Here is an 18,344-nt window from a genome sequence, read left to right as displayed (position 1 = left end):
TCGCGCCGGCGCGCAGCAGGCAATCAACTGCCGCGACGGCGCGTCTTGATCAAATCGAGGCGCTCCTTGAGCAACTCCTCGAGTTCCTCCACCGAACGGCGCTCCAGCAGCATGTCCCAGTGAGTGCGAGGCGGCTTGACCTTCTTGGGCTCGGGCAGATCACCCTCGATCAGGGTGCCTTCCATACCGTTGCGGCACAGCCAGGTGCCGGGAATCTCCGCGTCGTCGGCGAACGGGACGTCGAACTCTTCACCGTTTTCGGTGCGGTACCGCGCAACCCGCCGCGGCGCCAGGTCGTGGTTGCGGTCGGTCTCGTAGCTCACGGCTCCGAGGCGACTACCCCTCAGGACACGATCAGCCATGGACCCACTCCTTAAATCTCTGCGCTAAATCTCTTCGGGCTGAGAACGCTACGACGGACTATGTAGTTCCCAGGTGCGATTGCCCATCATCGACGGGCGATCGCGACGCGACCTTCCATGATACCGGGAGGGCAACGTCGGCCGGGCTAAAGTCGGGCGCGTGACCCGTCGTACGCGACCGCAACCGTGCCGCTGGTGTGGTCGTGACGTCACCGACACCGGGATGGGACGACGCAGGCAGTACTGTCGCCAGTCCTGTCGACAACGCGCCTACGAGCAGCGGGCCTCGATAAATGGCGGGCCGGGCTCGGCGTTGCCGCCCGATTCCGTGGTGTTGTCCGCGGACGAGGCCGCCGACCTGTCCGACCGCGTCTACCAGGTGCGATGCGCAGCGGAAGACGTCGCGACAGCGCTCGACGAAGGAGCCGGCGCTACCGAGTTGCGCGGACTCTGCGACACGTTGATGCGAGCCGCCAGGGCAGCCGACGGCTGGCGCTGACCGCGATAGTCCGAGACCAACCGCAGAACAGGTACAGTCGCGCCATGGATCGCTGGGCTAGGCCGGAATAGGGGAGGACCGAGCCCGCGGAACTGTCGTGACGTGGCTCGTCACGTCAGAGGTCGCGTCCCGCGTTCGGCGGCGACCGGCGTTAAGCGAGAGGTAAACAATATGGTTGACCAACTCCAGCATGCGACCGAGGCGCTGCGCAAAGCGCTGGTCCAGGTGGAGCGGCTGAAGCGCAAGAACCGCGCACTGCTGGAACGGTCCGGCGAACCGATCGCGATCGTCGGGATGTCCTGCCGCTTTCCCGGCGGAGTGGATTCCCCCGAGGGGCTATGGGACATGGTGGCCGACGGCCGCGACGTGATGTCCGAGTTTCCCACCGACCGCGGCTGGGATCTGGCCGGTCTGTTCGATCCCGATCCCGATGCGCCGCACAAGTCCTACGCCCGAGCCGGGGGATTCGTCGACGGTGTCGCGGGTTTCGACGCCGGCTTCTTCGGAGTGTCGCCCAGTGAGGCGCTGGCGACCGACCCCCAGCATCGAATGCTGCTGGAGTTGTCGTGGGAGGCGTTGGAGCGGGCCGGGATTGACCCGACCGGGCTGCGGGGCAGCGCCACCGGTGTGTTCGCCGGGATCATCGTGCAGGGCTACGGCATGCTCGCCGAAGAGATCGAGGGCTACCGGCTGACCGGCATGACATCCAGTGTCGCCACCGGGCGGGTGGCTTATGTGCTGGGGCTGGAAGGGCCGGCGGTGTCGGTGGATACCGCGTGCTCGTCATCGTTGGTGGCGTTGCACATGGCGGTGCAGTCGCTGCGCTCGGGGGAGTGCGACCTGGCGCTGGCCGGCGGAGCGACGGTCAACGCAACGCCGACGGTGTTCGTCGAGTTCTCCCGGCATCGGGGTCTGTCGCCCGATGGCCGCTGCAAGCCGTACGCGGGCGCCGCCGACGGAGTCGGCTGGTCCGAGGGTGGCGGCATGTTGGTGGTGGAGCGGCTCTCGGATGCGGTGCGGTTGGGGCATCCGGTGTTGGCGGTGGTGCGGGGTTCGGCGGTCAACCAGGACGGTGCTTCTAATGGGTTGACGGCGCCCAATGGTCCGTCGCAGCAGCGGGTGGTGCGTGCGGCGTTGGCTAATGCCGGGTTGAGTGCGGCTGAGGTGGATGTGGTGGAGGGCCATGGCACCGGTACCACGTTGGGTGATCCGATTGAGGCGCAGGCGCTTTTGGCGACTTATGGTCAGGATCGCAGTGAGCCGTTGTGGTTGGGGTCGATCAAGTCGAATATGGGTCATACTCAGGCGGCGGCCGGGGTGGCGGGTGTGATCAAGATGGTGCAGGCGATGCGTCATCAGGTGTTGCCGGCGACGTTGCATGTGGATGCGCCGAGTCCGCATGTGGATTGGTCGGCGGGTGCGGTGGAGTTGTTGGCCCAAGCGCGCCCGTGGCCGGGTGATGGGAGGGTGCGTCGTGCCGGGGTCTCGTCGTTTGGGATTTCGGGGACGAATGCGCATGTGATTGTGGAGGCGGCTCCGGTGGTGGAGGCGTCGGAGCAGCAGCCGCGGTCGACGCCGGCGGTGGTGCCGTGGGTGATCTCGGCCAAAAGCGCTGTGGCGCTGGAGAACCAGGCCGCAAGGCTGGCGGGATACGTTGAGGACCGCGGTGAGCTGGACGCGGTTGATGTGGGGTGGTCGCTGGCGGGGCGGTCGAGTTTTGAGCATCGGGCGGTGGTCATCGGGTCTGATCGTGACCAGTTGTTGGGCGGGCTGGGCGAGTTGGTCGATGGCCTGCCGGGTGGCGGTGTGGTGTCGGGGCGGGCGACCCCGGCGGGCAAGACCGTGTTCGTCTTCCCCGGCCAAGGCTCCCAATGGCTCGGTATGGGAATCGAGTTACTGGACACCGCACCGGTTTTCGCTCAACACATACACGCTTGCTCAGAGGCCTTTGCCGAGTTCGTCGACTGGTCACTGATCGACGTCCTGCGCGGTGCACCGGACGCCCCCGGGCTGGACCGCGTCGACGTCGTCCAGCCGGCCCTGTTCGCGGTCATGGTGTCGCTGGCAGAGCTGTGGCGATCCATCGGCGTTCGGCCCGATGCGGTGATCGGCCATTCCCAGGGTGAAATCGCCGCCGCCTACGTCGCGGGCGCGTTGTCGCTACGCGACGCCGCACGGGTAGTGACGCTGCGCAGCAAGGCGTTACTGGCACTGTCCGGCCGCGGCGGCATGGTATCGCTGGCATGCGACATCGAGCACGCGCGAGAGTTGCTGTCGCCCTTCGACAGTCGGATCGGCATCGCGGCCATCAACGGCCGAACCGCTGTCGTCGTTTCCGGTGACGCAGAGGCACTGGACGAGCTCATTGCCCACTGCACCGAGCGGGAGCTGCGGGCACGTCGCATCGACGTCGACTACGCGTCGCATTCCGTCGACGTCGAAGCGATCCGTGACGAGTTGGCCGAGGTCTTGGCCGGCATCGAACCGCAGTCGTCGCGCACCGCGTTCTTCTCCACGGTCACCGGCAGCCTTTACGATACCGCCGGCTTGGACGCCGACTACTGGTACCGAAACATCCGGCAGACTGTCGAATTCGACCAGGCAGTACGCAGTGCGTGCCAACAGGGCTACCGAACTTTCATCGAATCAAGCCCGCATCCGGCGTTGATTGCCGGCATCGAAGACACCGTGACCGATCACGGTGCCGCCGAACCGATCGTCCTGCCCACCCTCGGCCGTGAGGAAGGCGGGTTGAGGCGGTTCCTGGCCTCGGCCGCGCAGGCGTTCGTATCGGGTGTCGGAGTGGACTGGCGCGAGCTGTTGCCGGGCGGTGAATTCGTCGAGTTGCCGACGTATGCCTTTGAGCGACGCCGGTTTTGGCTCTCCGGTGACGGCGCCGCAGTCGATGCCGCCGGGTTGGGGCTGGGATCCAGCGAGCATCCGCTGCTGGGTGCGGTGGTTGAACTGCCGGACTCCGGTGGGGTGGTGCTGACCGGCCGGCTGACGCCGGCATCGCAGTCCTGGCTCGTCGACCATGCGGTATCCGGGTTGGTGGTGTTCCCCGGCGCCGGATTTGTCGAGCTTGCCATCCGCGCCGGCGACGAGGCCGGCTGTTCGGTTGTCGACGAATTGACGTTGCAGGCACCGCTGATGCTGCCGGCGTCGGGCTCGGTGGCGGTCCAGGTTGTTGTGGGAGCCGCCGAGCAGGCCGGCCAGCGCAATGTGTCGGTGTTTTCCAGGGCGACCGCGGATTCGGACTGGGTGTGTCACGCCGAGGGTGTTCTGAGTGCGGAATCGACTCAACCGGCAGCGGACTTGTCGGTATGGCCCCCGGCAGGGGCTACCGCGGTGGACGTCGGCGACGGCTACCAGCGGCTGGCGGCTCACGGCTATGGATACGGTCCGGCGTTTCGCGGGCTGACTGCGATGTGGCGCCGCGGCGACGAGATCTTCGCCGAAGTAACGGTGCCGGAAGCCGCCGGAGGCGTCACCGGGTTCGGTGTTCATCCGGTGCTGCTGGACGGCGCGCTGCACGGGGCGGCGATGGCCGCCGATGCCGAGGACGTGGCGTTGCCGTTCTCCTGGCAGGGCGTCTCGCTGCACGCTGCGGGCGCTTCGTCGGTGCGGGCCCGGATCGCCCCAACGGGCCCGTCGGCGGTGTCGGTCGAACTCGCTGATGGGCTGGGCCTGCCCGTGTTGTCGGTGGCTTCGATGGCGGTCCGTCCAGTCTCGCAGCAGCAGTTGACGGCGGCCGCGTCGAGTTCGGCAGCGGATCGACTCTTTGAGGTGGCGTGGTCGCCGGCCTCGCCGGGCACCGGAGCTGTTCCCTCGCATGAGGTGTTCGAATTCCGTTCCGTCGGCGACGATCCCGTCGCGGAAGTCTACGAGCGCACGCACGCGGCGTTGGGCGCAGTGCAGTCCTGGCTTGCCGACCACGACTCGGGTGTGTTGGTCGTCGTCACCGGCGGTGCGATGGCGCTACCCGGAAAGGACGTCACCGATCTGGCCGGCGCTGCGGTGTGGGGGCTGGTGCGGTCGGCGCAAACCGAGCACCCGGGCCGATTGGTCTTGGCCGACGTCGATACCCCCGTCGGGGAAGCCGACGTGGCCGCGATTCTTGAGACCGGCGAACCGCAGGTGCTGGTGCGCGACGGGGCGGCCTACACCGCCCGGGTGCACGCCAGCCGGTCCGTCGACGGCTTGTTGACCCTGCCGGATGGAGTTCGGCCGTGGCGGCTGGGTCTTTCGGCTGCCGGCACGTTCGAGAATTTGCAGCTCGAACCGGTGCCCAACGCAGATGCGCCACTGGAACCCGGCCAGGTCCGGGTTGCCATTCGCGCCATCGCCACCAACTTCCGCGACGTGATGATCACTCTGGGCATGTTCACCCACGACGCACTACTGGGTGGCGAAGCCGCCGGTGTGGTGGTCGAAACCGGGCCGGGAGTAACCGAATTCAACGTCGGCGATGCCGTGATGGGGTTCTTCCCGGACAGCAGCGGAACCCTGGTCGCCGGCGATGTCCGGCTGCTGCTGCCCATGCCCACGGACTGGTCATACGCCGAAGCTGCCGGTGTCTCAGCAGTTTTCACGACCGCCTACTACGCCTTCCTGTACCTGGCCGATGTGCAGCCAGGGCAGCGAGTGTTGGTGCACGCCGCCACGGGCGGGGTGGGGATGGCCGCCGTCCAACTGGCACGGCATCTGGGCTTGGAAGTATTTGCCACCGCCAGCCGCGGCAAGTGGGACACGTTGCGGTCCATGGGCTTTGACGAAGACCACATCGCCGATTCGCGCACTTTGCAATTCGAAAACAAGTTCCGGGCGGTCACCGACGGCCGCGGGATGGATGTCGTACTGGATTCGCTGGCCGGCGAGTTCGTCGACGCCTCACTGCGGCTGGTGACTCCGGGCGGGGTTTTCCTGGAGATGGGCAAGACCGACATCCGTGACCCGGGCGTGGTCGCCGACAATCATCCCGGCGTGCGCTACCGCGCCTTCGACCTCTTCGAACCCGGCCGGGTACGCATGCACGAATACATGCTCGAACTGGCAAAGCTGTTCGATGCCGGCGTGCTGAATCCGTTGCCGGTGACCACCTTCGACATCCGGCGGGCACCGGCGGCGCTGCGCTATCTGAGTCAGGCCCGCCACACCGGCAAGGTCGTGCTGACGATGCCCGATGCCTGGACGTCTGGCACGGTGATGATCACCGGTGGCACCGGAATGGCCGGGTCGACGCTGGCCCGGCATGTGGTGACGCAACACGGGGTGCGCCATCTGGTGCTGCTCAGCCGGCGGGGCATCGAAGCCCCGGACGCCGCCGAGTTGGCCGGTGAATTGACCGCCGCCGGCGCCGAGGTCCAGGTGGTGGCCTGCGACGCGGCCGATCGCGCCGCGTTGGCCAAAGTGATTTCCGACATCCCGCGACAGCACCCACTTTCGGCCGTGATTCACGCGGCGGGAGTCCTCGACGACGCGGTGGTGACGTCGCTGACGCCGGACCGCATCGATGCGGTATTGCGTGCCAAGGTGGACGCCGCCTGGAATCTGCATGAGCTGACCCGAGACCTGAATCTCTCAGTGTTTGTGATGTTCTCGTCGATGGCCGGTCTGGTCGGCTCGTCGGGCCAGGCCAACTACGCGGCGGCCAACTCGTTCCTGGATGCGCTGGCAGCGCACCGGCGGGCCCACGATTTGCCGGCGATTTCATTGGCTTGGGGCTTGTGGGAGCAGGCCAGCGACATGACCGGCGGGCTCGACGCGGCGGACCGGGCCCGACTGGGCCGCAGCGGCGTCGTCGGCCTTTCCTCGGCCGAAGCCTTGCAACTGTTCGACACGGCGTTGGCCGTCGACGAGCCGTATCTGGCACCGGCGCGTATCGACACCGCAGCGCTGCGTGGCCACGCCGCCGCGGTGCCGCCGATGTTCACCGACCTGATCAACGCGCCGACCCGCCGTCGGGTCGACGACTCGCTGGCCGCTGCCAAGTCGAAATCAGCGCTGGCACAACGGCTACACGGACTCAGCGATGACGAGCAGCACGCCCTGTTGCTGAATTTGGTGCGGTCACACATCGCGACCGTCCTGGGCAACACCACACCGGAGGCGGTCGACGCCGACAAGGCCTTCCAGGACCTCGGGTTCGACTCGCTGACCGCGGTCGAGATGCGTAACCGGCTCAAAGCTGCCACCGGGCTGACGCTTTCGCCCACGCTGATCTTCGACTATCCGACGCCCAACGGCCTTGCCACCTATATCCGCACCGAGCTTGCCGGTGTCCCGCAAGAAACCAAGCACGTCCCGGCGGTTCGTGCGACCGGCGACGATCCGATCGCGATTGTCGGCATGTCCTGCCGCTTTCCCGGCGGAGTCAATTCGCCAGAAGACCTGTGGGACATGGTGCTCCAGGGCCGCGATGTGCTTACCGAGTTTCCATCCGACCGTGGCTGGGATCTGGCCGGGCTGTTCAATCCCGACCCCGACGTATCCGGTGCCTGCTACACCCGCACCGGCGGCTTCGTCGACGGTGTCGCGGACTTCGACCCCGGGTTCTTCGGGGTGGCGCCCAGTGAGGCGCTGGCGATGGACCCTCAACAACGCATGTTCCTCGAGTTGTCGTGGGAGGCGTTGGAGCGGGCCGGGATTGACCCGACCGGGCTGCGGGGCAGCGCCACCGGTGTGTTCGCCGGGGTGATGACGCAGGGCTACGGCATGTTCGCCGCCGAACCGGTCGAGGGTTTCCGGTTGACCGGCCAGTTGTCGAGCGTGGCATCCGGCCGGGTGGCTTATGTGCTGGGGTTGGAAGGGCCGGCGCTGTCGGTGGATACCGCGTGCTCGTCATCGTTGGTGACGTTGCACATGGCGGTGCAGTCGCTGCGCTCGGGGGAGTGCGACCTGGCGCTGGCCGGCGGCGTCACCATCAACGCCACACCCGACATCTTCGTGGAATTCAGCCGCTGGCGCGGACTCTCACCGGACGGCCGCTGCAAAGCCTTCGCCGGTGCCGCCGACGGCACCGGATTCTCCGAGGGTGGCGGCATGCTGGTGGTGGAGCGGCTGTCGGATGCGGTGCGGTTGGGGCATCCGGTGTTGGCGGTGGTGCGGGGTTCGGCGGTCAACCAGGACGGTGCTTCTAATGGGTTGACGGCGCCCAATGGTCCGTCGCAGCAGCGGGTGGTGCGTGCGGCGTTGGCCGGAGCCGGACTCACGGCGACCGAGGTCGACGCGGTGGAAGGTCACGGCACCGGAACCACATTAGGCGATCCCATTGAAGCCCAAGCCCTGCTGGCGACCTACGGCCAGGACCGCAGTGAGCCGTTGTGGTTGGGGTCGATCAAGTCGAATATGGGTCATACTCAGGCGGCGGCCGGGGTGGCGGGTGTGATCAAGATGGTGCAGGCGATGCGTCATCAGGTGTTGCCGGCGACGTTGCATGTGGATGCGCCGAGCCCGCATGTGGATTGGTCGGCGGGACGGATCGCATTACTCACCGAACCCCAGCCCTGGCCGGCCGACGATCACGTGCGCCGCGCCGGGATCTCGTCGTTCGGGATCAGTGGCACCAATGCGCATGTGATCATCGAGGCCGCTCCGCCCGTCGAAGCGCCGGCCGAAGAATCGGTCAAGCCGCCGTTGGCGCCGTGGGTGCTGTCGGCGAAAACCGCTGGCGCACTGGGTAAGCAAGCTTCTCAGTTGGCCGGGTACCTCCGAGACCACAGCGCGCTGGACGTCGTTGATGTGGGGTGGTCGCTGGCGGGGCGGTCGACCTTTGAGCATCGGGCGGTGGTCATCGGGTCTGATCGTGACCAGTTGTTGGGCGGGCTGGGCGAGTTGGTCGATGGCCTACCGGGTGGCGGTGTGGTGTCGGGGCGGGCGACCCCGGCGGGCAAGACCGTGTTCGTCTTCCCCGGCCAAGGCTCCCAATGGCTTGGCATGGGCATGGGACTGCACGCCGCATACCCGGTATTTGCCGAAGCGTTCAACACCGTCGTCGGCGAATTGGACCGGCATCTGTTGCGACCACTGCGCGAAGTGATGTGGGGGCACGACGAAGAACTCTTGAACACCACCGAGTTCGCCCAACCCGCGTTGTTCGCCGTGGAAGTGGCCCTGTTCCGGCTGCTGGAGTCGTGGGGCATGCGGCCCGATTACCTGATGGGGCACTCGGTCGGCGAGCTGACCGCCGCGCACGTCGCCGGTGTCCTCTCGCTGGAGAACGCCGCCGTTCTGGTGGCCGCACGCGGCCGATTCATGCAGGCGCTGCCCGCCGGCGGCGCCATGTTCGCGGTGCAGGCGACCGAAGAGGAAGTGCGGCCGATGCTCGTCGACGACGCCGGCATCGCAGCAGTGAACGGTCCGTCGTCGGTCGTCATCTCCGGGGCCGGGGACGCGGTGACCAGGATCGCCGAACAACTGCGCGCCCAGGGCCGCAGAACGCACCAGCTCGCGGTGTCGCACGCCTTCCACTCGCCATTGATGGAACCAATGATCACCGAGTTCGCCACGGTGGCAGCCGGACTCGCCGTTGCGCAGCCCATCATCCCGATCATCTCCAACGTCACCGGGCAGCTGGCCGGCGACGACTTCGCCTCCGCGCAGTACTGGACTCAACATGTCCGGGCAGCGGTGCGATTTGCCGACAGCATTCGCTTCGCCCAATCCGCCGGCGCCACCCGCTTCCTGGAAGTCGGGCCCAGCGGCGGCCTGACCGCATCGATCGACGAGTCGCTGCCCGACGCTGACGTGGTGTCGGTGCCCATGCTGCGCAAAGACCGCCCCGAGCCGGTCACGCTGGCCAATGCGACCGCCCAGGGTTTCGTGTCGGGCGCCGCAGTCGATTGGCGTGCCGTGCTGTCCGGCGGCCGATTTGTCGAGCTCCCGACCTATGCCTTCGAACGCCGCCGGTTTTGGCTCTCCGGTGACGGCGCCGCAGTCGATGCCGCAGGTTTGGGCTTGGCCCCCAGTGAACACCCGCTGCTGGGCGCCGTGGTCGAACTGCCGACCTCCGGTGGGGTGGTGCTGACCGGCCGGCTGTCGCCGGCGTCGCAGCGGTGGTTGGCCGACCACGCGGTCGGCGGGGTGGTCCTGTTCCCCGGCGCCGGGTTCGTCGAATTGGTGATCCGGGCCGGCGACGAAGTCGGTTGCGGCGTCATCGAGGAATTGATGCTGGCCGCGCCGCTGGTGCTGCCCGCCGCCGGATCCGTCGCCGTGCAGGTCGTGGTGGGCGCCGCCGATGAGACGGGTTCCCGTGCCGTATCGGTGTTTTCCCGCGCCGACGCCGGCTCCGGCTGGGTGTTGCACGCCGAGGGGACGGTGGCCGCCGGCGCCGTCGAGCCGAGCGCGACCTTGTCGGCTTGGCCGCCAATCGGCGCCGACGCAGTGGACGTGACCGGAATCTACGACCAGCTGGCCGCACGCGGATACGGCTATGGTCCGGCGTTCCAGGGCCTGACCGCGATGTGGCGCCGCGGCGACGAGGTGTTCGCCGAGGTGTCGCTGCCGGCCGATGCAGGTGCATCGCCCGCCGGGTTCGGGGTGCATCCGGCGGTCCTGGATGCGGCGCTGCACGCAGTGATCGTCGCCACCAACGGCACCGATTCCGATGGTGGTGTGCTGGTGCCGTTCTCGTGGCAGCGGGTGTGCTTGCATGCCGCCGGCGCGTCGGCGGTGCGGGCCCGGATCGCGCCGACCGGACCGTCGGCAGTGTCGATCGAGCTGGCGGACGCGTTGGGCCTGCCGGTGTTGTCGGTGGCCGCAATGGTGGCCCGGCCGGTGTCCCAACAGCAGCTGATGGCGGCGGTGTCGGGCTCGGGCCCGGATCGACTGTTCGAGGTGATCTGGTCACCGCAGCCGTCGGTGGTCAACGCCGATGCCATCGCCTCCCACGAGGTGTTCGAATCTCTGCCGGTGGCCGGCGATCCCGTCACCGAAGCACACCAGCGCACGCATGCGGCGTTGAGTGCAGTGCAGTCCTGGCTTACCGAACACGATTCGGGAATGTTGGTGGTGACAACCCGCGGTGCGGTGGCGTTGCCGGGGGAGACCATCACGGATTTGGCCGGTGCGGCGGTGTGGGGGCTGGTGCGCTCAGCGCAGACCGAGCATCCCGGCCGGCTGGTGCTCGCCGACGTCGACGCGCCGGTCGACGATGCCACCGCCGCCGCGATCTTGGCGGTCGGTGAGCCGCAGGTGGTGCTGCGCGACGGCGTCCTCCATATCGCGCGGGTGCACGGCAGCCGCTCGATAGACGGGCTGCTGGTCCCTCCGCCCGGAGAAACCCCTTGGCGGGTCGGGCTTTCGGCGGCGGGTACCTTCGAGAACCTGCTGCTGGAACCGCTGCCCGACGCCGATGTGGCGCTTGAGTCCGGGCATGTCCGTATTGCCGTGGACGCCATGGCGGCCAACTTCCGCGATGTGATGATCACGCTGGGTCTGTACCCCGACGACGCTGCGGCGATGGGCGTCGAAGCGTCCGGCGTCGTCGTCGAGACCGGACCAGCAGTGACCCAATTCGCGGTCGGCGACCGGGTAACCGGGTTGTTCCCGGAAGGCACCGGCACTGTCGCGACCACCGACCAGCGTCTGCTGATCGAAATCCCGCCAGGGTGGTCGCACACCGAGGCCGCCACGGTGCCGGTGGTCTTCGCGACCGCGTATTACGCCTTGTCGGCGCTGGCCGAAGTCAAGCCGGGCCAGCGGATCCTCATTCATGCCGCCGCGGGCGGTGTCGGGATGGCCGCCGTGCAGTTGGCGCGGCATTGGGGCTTGGAGGTGTTCGCCACGGCCAGTCGCGGCAAGTGGGACACCTTGCGGTCCATGGGCTTCGACGATGACCACATCGCCGATTCGCGGAGCCTGGAGTTCGAGGACAAATTCCGGGCTGCCACCGACGGCCGCGGGGTAGACGTCGTACTGGATTCGCTGTCGGGTGATTTCGTCGACGCCTCGCTGCGACTGGTGGCACCCGGCGGGATCTTCCTGGAAATGGGCAAGACCGATATGCGCGACCCTGCCGTTGTCGCCGATAGCCACCCCGGGGTGCGCTACCGCGCCTTCGACCTTTTCGAGGCCGGGCCAGATCACATCCGGCGGATCCTCACCGGGTTGGCAGCGATGTTCGCGGACAACGTTTTACACCCGCTGCCGGTTACCACGTTCGACATCCGGCGGGCGCCGGCGGCGTTGCGGTATTTGAGTCAGGCGCGCCACGTCGGCAAGGTTGTGATGACGATGCCCGATGCCTGGACGGCGGGCACGGTGATGATCACCGGTGCTACCGGAATGGCGGGCTCCGCGCTGGCCCGGCACGTGGTGACCCGACACGGTGTGCACCACCTGATCCTGGTCAGCCGCCGCGGACTCGATGCGCCGGGCGCCGGGGAGTTGGCTGCCGAACTCACCGCCGCCGGTGCCGACGTGCGGGTGGTGGCCTGCGACGCGGCGGATCGGGATGCATTGGCCGAGGTGATCTCCGATGTCCCCGCGCAGCATCCGCTGTCGGCGGTGATTCACGCCGCGGGGGTCCTCGATGATGCAGTGATCACGTCGTTGACACCGGAGCGCATCGATACAGTAATGCGGGCCAAGGTGGACGCGGCCTGGAATTTGCACGAGTTGACCCGCGATCTGGGTTTGTCGGCGTTTGTGATGTTCTCGTCGATGGCCGCGCTGGTGGGATCCTCCGGGCAGGCCAACTACGCGGCGGCCAACTCGTTCCTCGATGCGTTGGCAGTGCACCGGCGTGCGGAGGGCCTGCCGGCGACCACGCTGGGCTGGGGTTTGTGGGATCAGGCCAGCGACATGACCGGGGGTCTCGGGGCAGTCGATTTCGCCCGGTTCGCCCGCGACGGCATTGTGGCCATGTCCGCCAACGAGGCGCTCGGATTGCTCGATACCGCAATGATTGTCGACGAGCCGTTCCTGCTGCCGGCCCGCATCGACCTCACGGCGTTGCGCGCCAAGTTCGACGGTGGCACGCTGCCGCCGATGTTCGTCGATCTGATCAGTGCGCCGGCGCGGCGTCAGGTGGACGACTCGCTGGCCGCCGCCAAGTCGAAAACCGCTCTGCTGCAGCGTCTGGAAGGGCTTCCTGAGGACGAGCAGCACGCCGTGCTGCTGGATCTGGTTCGTTCGCACATCGCGACCGTGCTGGGCAATACGACGACGGAGGCTATCGATCCGGACAAGGCCTTCCAGGAGCTGGGATTCGACTCGCTGACCGCGGTCGAGATGCGTAACCGGCTCAAAGCCGCCACCGGATTGGCTCTTTCACCCACACTCATTTTCGACTACCCGAACTCGGCTGCGCTGGCTGGGTACTTCCACCAAGAACTGCTCGGCGCCGCCGATCAGCCTGCGCCAAAGGCCGCGCCCGGGGAAGCGGAAATTCAGCGGGTGGTCGCGTCGATTCCAGTCAAGCGCCTGCGGCAGGCCGGGGTGTTGGACTTGCTGCTCGGCTTGGCCAATGAAGTCGACGGCAACGGCGCCGGGGAGACCAGAGAAAAAGACCTCGCCGACATGGATCTCGATGATCTGGTCAATGCGGCGCTGCTCGATGACGACGAGTAGCGAGTTGAGATTCCGGGTCCTTCAGTGAAGATCGCCGTCACCGGAGCCAGCGGCGTGATCGGTCGCGGCGTCGTGGGCCGATTGCTCTCTGCGGGGCACGAGGTTGTCGGGCTGGCACGTCATCGCCCCGAAAGCTGGCCCAGCGCAGCCACCCTCGTCGAAGGCGACATTCGCGATGCAGCGGCGGTCCGGCACGCCATCACCGGGGCCGATGTCGTCGCGCACTGCGCCTGGATGGCTGACCCCGGCGCCGATGAACAGCTCGCGCACGACATCAACCTCGGCGGGACCGCCAACGTGCTGGACGCGATCACCCGGGCCGGCACCCGGCGGACGGTGTTCGCGTCCTCGGCATCCGCATACGGTGCGCGCGAGCGCGGAGCGCCGCCGTGCAGCGAAGACCATCAACTCAGCTCGGTAACCGCCGAAGCCCGCGCCGAAGAAATGCTGGCGGCCTCCGGCACGGAATGGGTGGCGGTCCGCTCCGCGGTCATCCTCGGCCGAAACGTCGACAACTGGGTGCTCCGGTTCTGGGCGTCGCTGTTCTTTCCGGACATCGACAGGTCCACGAACCAGGCGCTGCAGGTTGTGCACGCCGACGACGCACATCGGGTGTTCGTTCGAGCGATTCTCGACACCGGCATCGACAGCGGGCCGGTCAACCTTGCTGCGGCGGGGGAGCCGACGTTCGCTGAGATCGCCGTTGCGGTGGGCCGCCCGACAGCGCGGGTGGGAAAGCGGCTGGGCGTACTGCTTCGGCGGATGAGTGCAGCCGCCGAGCTCGATCACCTACTAACTGCCCCCTTGATGGAAACCGCACGGCTGCACGACACCTGGAAGTTCACCCCGGCCTGGAGCGCCGCTGAATGCGTCGCGGATTTCGCGTTGGCGGTACGTGGGCGGGTGAGCCTGGGCCCGCGGGTGATATCGCTGCCGTGGCAGTTGACCAATGTCCAGGACATCCCGGCGGTTGACGCGCCGGCCGCTGACGGCACGGTTCCCGCCCTGGCCGGCCCGGACGGCTGCAACGGGGAGTTCGACACTCCGATCGACGGGCGCTTCCCGACCTTTTTGGCCACCAACCTGTCGGAGGCGCTGCCCGGACCGTTTTCACCGTCGTCGGTGTCGGTCGCCGTGCGCGGCCTGCGGGCCGGCGGTGTCGGCATCGCCGAGCGGCTGCGGCCGGGCGGGTTGATCCAGCGCGAAATCGCCATGCGCACTGTCGCGGTGTTCGCCCACCGGCTGTATGGCGCCATTACCGCCGCGCATTTCATGGCCGAAACCGTGCCATTCGTCAAACCGGCGACGGTCGTCAGTAACAGCGGATTCTTCGGCCCCAGCGCCGGCAGCCTGCCGATCTTCGGTGAGCAGCGATTGCCGAGCCAATCCGGCCGCGCCGCAAAACAATTGCGTACCCTCCGCAATATCGGGGTATTCGGGGTCAATCTGGTCGGCCTCAGCGCCGGATCGGGGCGGGATACCCGCGACTACATCGCCGATATCGACCGGTTGGAACGTCTGGTTGGCGACGACCCCACCCAACTGGACGACCATCGCCTGCTCAGCTTGATCTTGCTGGCACGCGATCACGTCGTGCATGGTTGGGTGCTGGCATCGGGGTCTTTCATGCTGTCGGCAGCGTTCAGTGTGATCCTGCGGGGGCTGGGCGGACGTAACATCGCGCCGTCGGCCGGGCCGGACTTGGCCAGTGCGCGATTGCTGGGCGCGCTGCACCGGCTGGTGGCCGCGGCGCAGAACGATCCGGATGCGGCTGGGGTGCTTGCCGGTCCGGGCAACCGGCTCGCGGCGTTGTCCGAGAAGGCGCCGCAATTTCACGCCGCGGTTCTCGACGAGCTGGCGCAGATCGGTCACCGAGGCCCGGCCGAAGTCGAGATGTTGTCGACCACCTATGCCGACGATCCCGAACTGCTGCTCCGGATGGTGGCGAAATCGTTGAATGCCCCGGCGCCGGCACAGCCCCGTCATCGGCGAATCCCGGTCCAGGCTCGACCGGTCGCGCAATTGGCCGTGCACCAGATTCGCGACCGCGAGGTACGGCGCGACAAAATGGTGCGAGCCATCTGGATCTTGCGAAAGCTGTTGCGGGAGCATGGCCGTCGCCTTACCGACGGCGGAGTTCTCGACACTCCCGACGACGTGTTCTATTTGTTGGTTGATGAGCTCGACGCGCTGCCCGCCGACGCGGCGGACATTGTGGCGCGCCGCCGCGCCGAACAGCGCAACCTGGCAGACGTCATTCCACCGGCAGTGTTCAGCGGCAGCTGGCAGCCGGCCCCTGGTCCGAAAAGCGTCCTCACCGCCGGACAGACCCTGCATGGCCTCGGTGTCTGCGGTGGACGGGTCAGCGGCCGCGTTCGAATCGTCCGGCCGGAAACCATCGACGACCTGGAACCCGGTGAGATCCTGGTCGCGGAGGTCACCGATGTCGGCTACACCGCCGCGTTCTCCTATGCCGCCGCTGTCGTGACCGAACTGGGTGGCCCGATGTCGCATGCCGCGGTCGTGGCGCGCGAGTTCGGGTTTCCCTGCGTGGTTGACGTCGAGGGCGCCACTCGACGCCTCACACCCGGGGCGCTCATCGAGGTCGACGGCAGTACCGGAGAGATCCGCGTCCTCGATATTGCCGGCCTCAGCAGCTGAACTTCTGCCCGACGCCATCGGGCGGCGGAACGGACTGCAGACACCCGAACGGTTCGATACCCGTGGCGGCGAGCGCGGCCGCCGACCGATGCGCATAGTTCACGCAATACACGCCGACTTGGTTTGCGCGACAACGATAGTCACCGAAGGACAACGATTTCCCAACCGGCAGATCGGCCCCAGCGCCGCGTGCGAACGGCCCCGGATCGGCATGGGCCGACCCCACCTGCAGGCTGGCGCCATCGAAGTCGACCCAACCGCCCTGCCACTGCCCGTAGGCGGTCGCCGGTCGCGGCGGCGGATGGGCCAAGCTGACCAGGCAGGACAGCGCGCCGCCGGTGTGTTTGGTGTCGGTCATGCAGCGGACTTTGGAAACGGTGAACGCAATGTCAGTACCGAGGTCGGCGGCCACCCCGTCGCGCGTTGCGCGGTGATACCCGCCGGCGTCGGCCGGGGCGCCGGCTTCCACCCACGCGATGACATCGGAGATCGGTGCGCCAGCACTCGGCGCGACGGCAGCGGCCGGCGGCGGGCGGTTCGAGGGCGGGGTGGAAGTTGCCCGCGAAGGTGTGGATGCAGAGGTCGAGGGCTGCGTGCCGCGGCTATCGGTCGTGTGCGAGCACCCGGCGACCAGCAACGACGCTGCGACCAGCGCGGCAATCCGCATTGTGCCAGGCTAACTGTCGTCGCTTGATTCTGCGGACCTGCCCCACCCACCATGGGCGCATTCGCTAACGTCGGCTTATGCACGAGCACACCGTCCGCGCAAGCACCGCCACCGGCATAGTCGAAGGATTCACCCGCGATGGTGTGCACCGGTGGCGATCCATTCCCTATGCCCACCCGCCCGTCGGGCCGCTGCGGTTTCGCGCACCGCAACCGGCGCAGCCTTGGTCCGGTGTGCGGCATTGCCACGGGTTTACCAACTGCGCTCCGCAGCAGCGTCGCTACACCATGCTGGGAATCGGAAAGTACCAGCCGAGGGGCGAAGACTGCCTGACGCTCAACGTCGTGGCGCCCGCAGCCGCGCCCGTCCAGCCGCTGCCTGTGATGGTTTTCGTCCACGGCGGCGGATACCTGCTGGGCAGCTCGGCCACCCCGCTGTACGACGGCGCCGCACTGGCCCGGCGGGGCTGTGTGTACGTATCGGTCAATTACCGGCTCGGCGCGCTGGGCTGCCTGGACCTGTCGTCGCTCTCGACTCCCGATATCACCATCGACAGCAACCTGTTCCTGCGTGATCTGGTGATGGCGCTGCGTTGGGTCTCCGACAACATCGCCGAGTTCGGCGGCGATCCCGACAACGTCACGCTATTCGGTGAAAGCGCCGGCGCGCATGCGGTCGCCACCATGTTGGCGGTGCCGGCAGCGGACGGCTTGTTCGCCCAGGCGATTTCGGAAAGCCCGGCATCCGGGATGGTGCGCACCAGCGAAATGGCGGCCGACTTCGCGACACGGTTCGCCGGGCTACTCGGTATGCGCAAACACGACGCCGCTCATGCGTTGATGCAGGCTTCACCTGCCGAATTGGTCGCGGCCCAAGACCGTCTGATCGACGAAGGAGTGCGCGACATCCTGGGCGCCTTCCCGCTCGGGCCGGCCTGCGGCGACGATGTGCTGCCGCTGGATCCCATCGATGCGATGCGACAGGGTAAAGCCCACCGGGTGCCGCTGATCGTGGGCACCAACGCCGACGAGGGCCGGTTGTTCACCCGATTCCTGCGGCTGCTGCCTACCACCGAGCCGATGATCGAAGCGCTGTTGGCGGAAGCGGAACCGGCTGCGCGGGAACGCATTACCAGCGCCTATCCTGACTACCCCGATTCGGCGGCGTGTATCCGGCTCGGCGGGGATTTCGCCTTCGGCTCGGCCGCGTGGGAGATCGCCGAGGCGCACGGCGGTCACGCGCCGGCCTATCTCTATCGATATGACTACTCGCCGCGCACGTTGCGCTGGTCGGGGCTGGGCGCCACTCACGCCACCGAACTGCTCGCGGTGTTCGATGTCTATCGCAGCAGGTTCGGCGCCCTGCTCAGCGCGGCCGGCGACCGCCGCTCTGCGCTGCGGGTCAGCAACGAGATACAGGGGCGTTGGCGCGCATTCAGCCGCACCGGCGTGCCGGGCGATGACTGGCCCGCCTACACCGACGCAGACCGCGCGGTGATGGTGTTCGACCGCAAGTCGCACGTCGAATTCGATCCGCACCCCGAGCGGCGGATGGCGTGGCAGGGCTTCTCGATGGCACGCTGATC

Annotated in this window: 6 protein-coding genes; 4 read left to right on the top strand and 2 right to left on the bottom strand. The window is 67.5% G+C overall.

The window, feature by feature from the left end; all coding sequences use genetic code 11:
- Positions 1-23: 23 nt before the first annotated feature.
- Positions 24-362 carry an RNA polymerase-binding protein RbpA gene (locus AC5Y5W_RS14310; RefSeq protein WP_065016459.1) on the bottom strand — a complete coding sequence of 113 codons (339 nt, stop codon included), beginning with the start codon at positions 360-362 and terminating at the stop codon, positions 24-26.
- A gap of 160 nt (positions 363-522) precedes the next feature.
- On the opposite strand from AC5Y5W_RS14310, the gene AC5Y5W_RS14305 reads away from it, so the two are divergent.
- The 3 genes from AC5Y5W_RS14305 (at position 523) to AC5Y5W_RS14295 (ending at position 16,092) form a co-directional block, all read left to right on the top strand.
- Complete coding sequence (locus AC5Y5W_RS14305; RefSeq protein WP_500010276.1) at positions 523-861, top strand: hypothetical protein; 339 nt, start codon at positions 523-525, stop codon at positions 859-861.
- A gap of 171 nt (positions 862-1,032) precedes the next feature.
- Positions 1,033-13,431: a type I polyketide synthase gene (locus tag AC5Y5W_RS14300; protein WP_500010275.1), complete on the top strand. Its 12,399-nt coding sequence runs from the start codon at positions 1,033-1,035 to the stop codon at positions 13,429-13,431.
- Positions 13,432-13,455: 24 nt separating this feature from the next.
- Positions 13,456-16,092 carry a PEP-utilizing enzyme gene (locus AC5Y5W_RS14295; protein WP_500010274.1) on the top strand — a complete coding sequence of 879 codons (2,637 nt, stop codon included), beginning with the start codon at positions 13,456-13,458 and terminating at the stop codon, positions 16,090-16,092.
- On the opposite strand, the gene AC5Y5W_RS14290 is transcribed toward AC5Y5W_RS14295, so the two are convergent.
- Positions 16,082-16,759, bottom strand: a complete 678-nt coding sequence (locus tag AC5Y5W_RS14290) for a hypothetical protein (protein WP_500010273.1) — start codon at positions 16,757-16,759, stop codon at positions 16,082-16,084. The two genes, AC5Y5W_RS14295 and AC5Y5W_RS14290, sit on opposite strands and share 11 nt — an antisense overlap.
- Before the next feature lie 77 nt (positions 16,760-16,836).
- Here AC5Y5W_RS14290 and AC5Y5W_RS14285 point away from each other — a divergent pair, with 77 nt between their 5' ends.
- The gene (locus tag AC5Y5W_RS14285; protein ID WP_500010272.1) at positions 16,837-18,342 is read left to right on the top strand and encodes a carboxylesterase/lipase family protein; all 1,506 of its coding nucleotides are present in this window, start codon (positions 16,837-16,839) and stop codon (positions 18,340-18,342) included.
- Positions 18,343-18,344 lie beyond the last annotated feature (2 nt).

This window comes from Mycobacterium sp. NGS51 (assembly GCF_059812525.1).
This window is presented reverse-complemented; position numbering and strand designations above follow the sequence as displayed.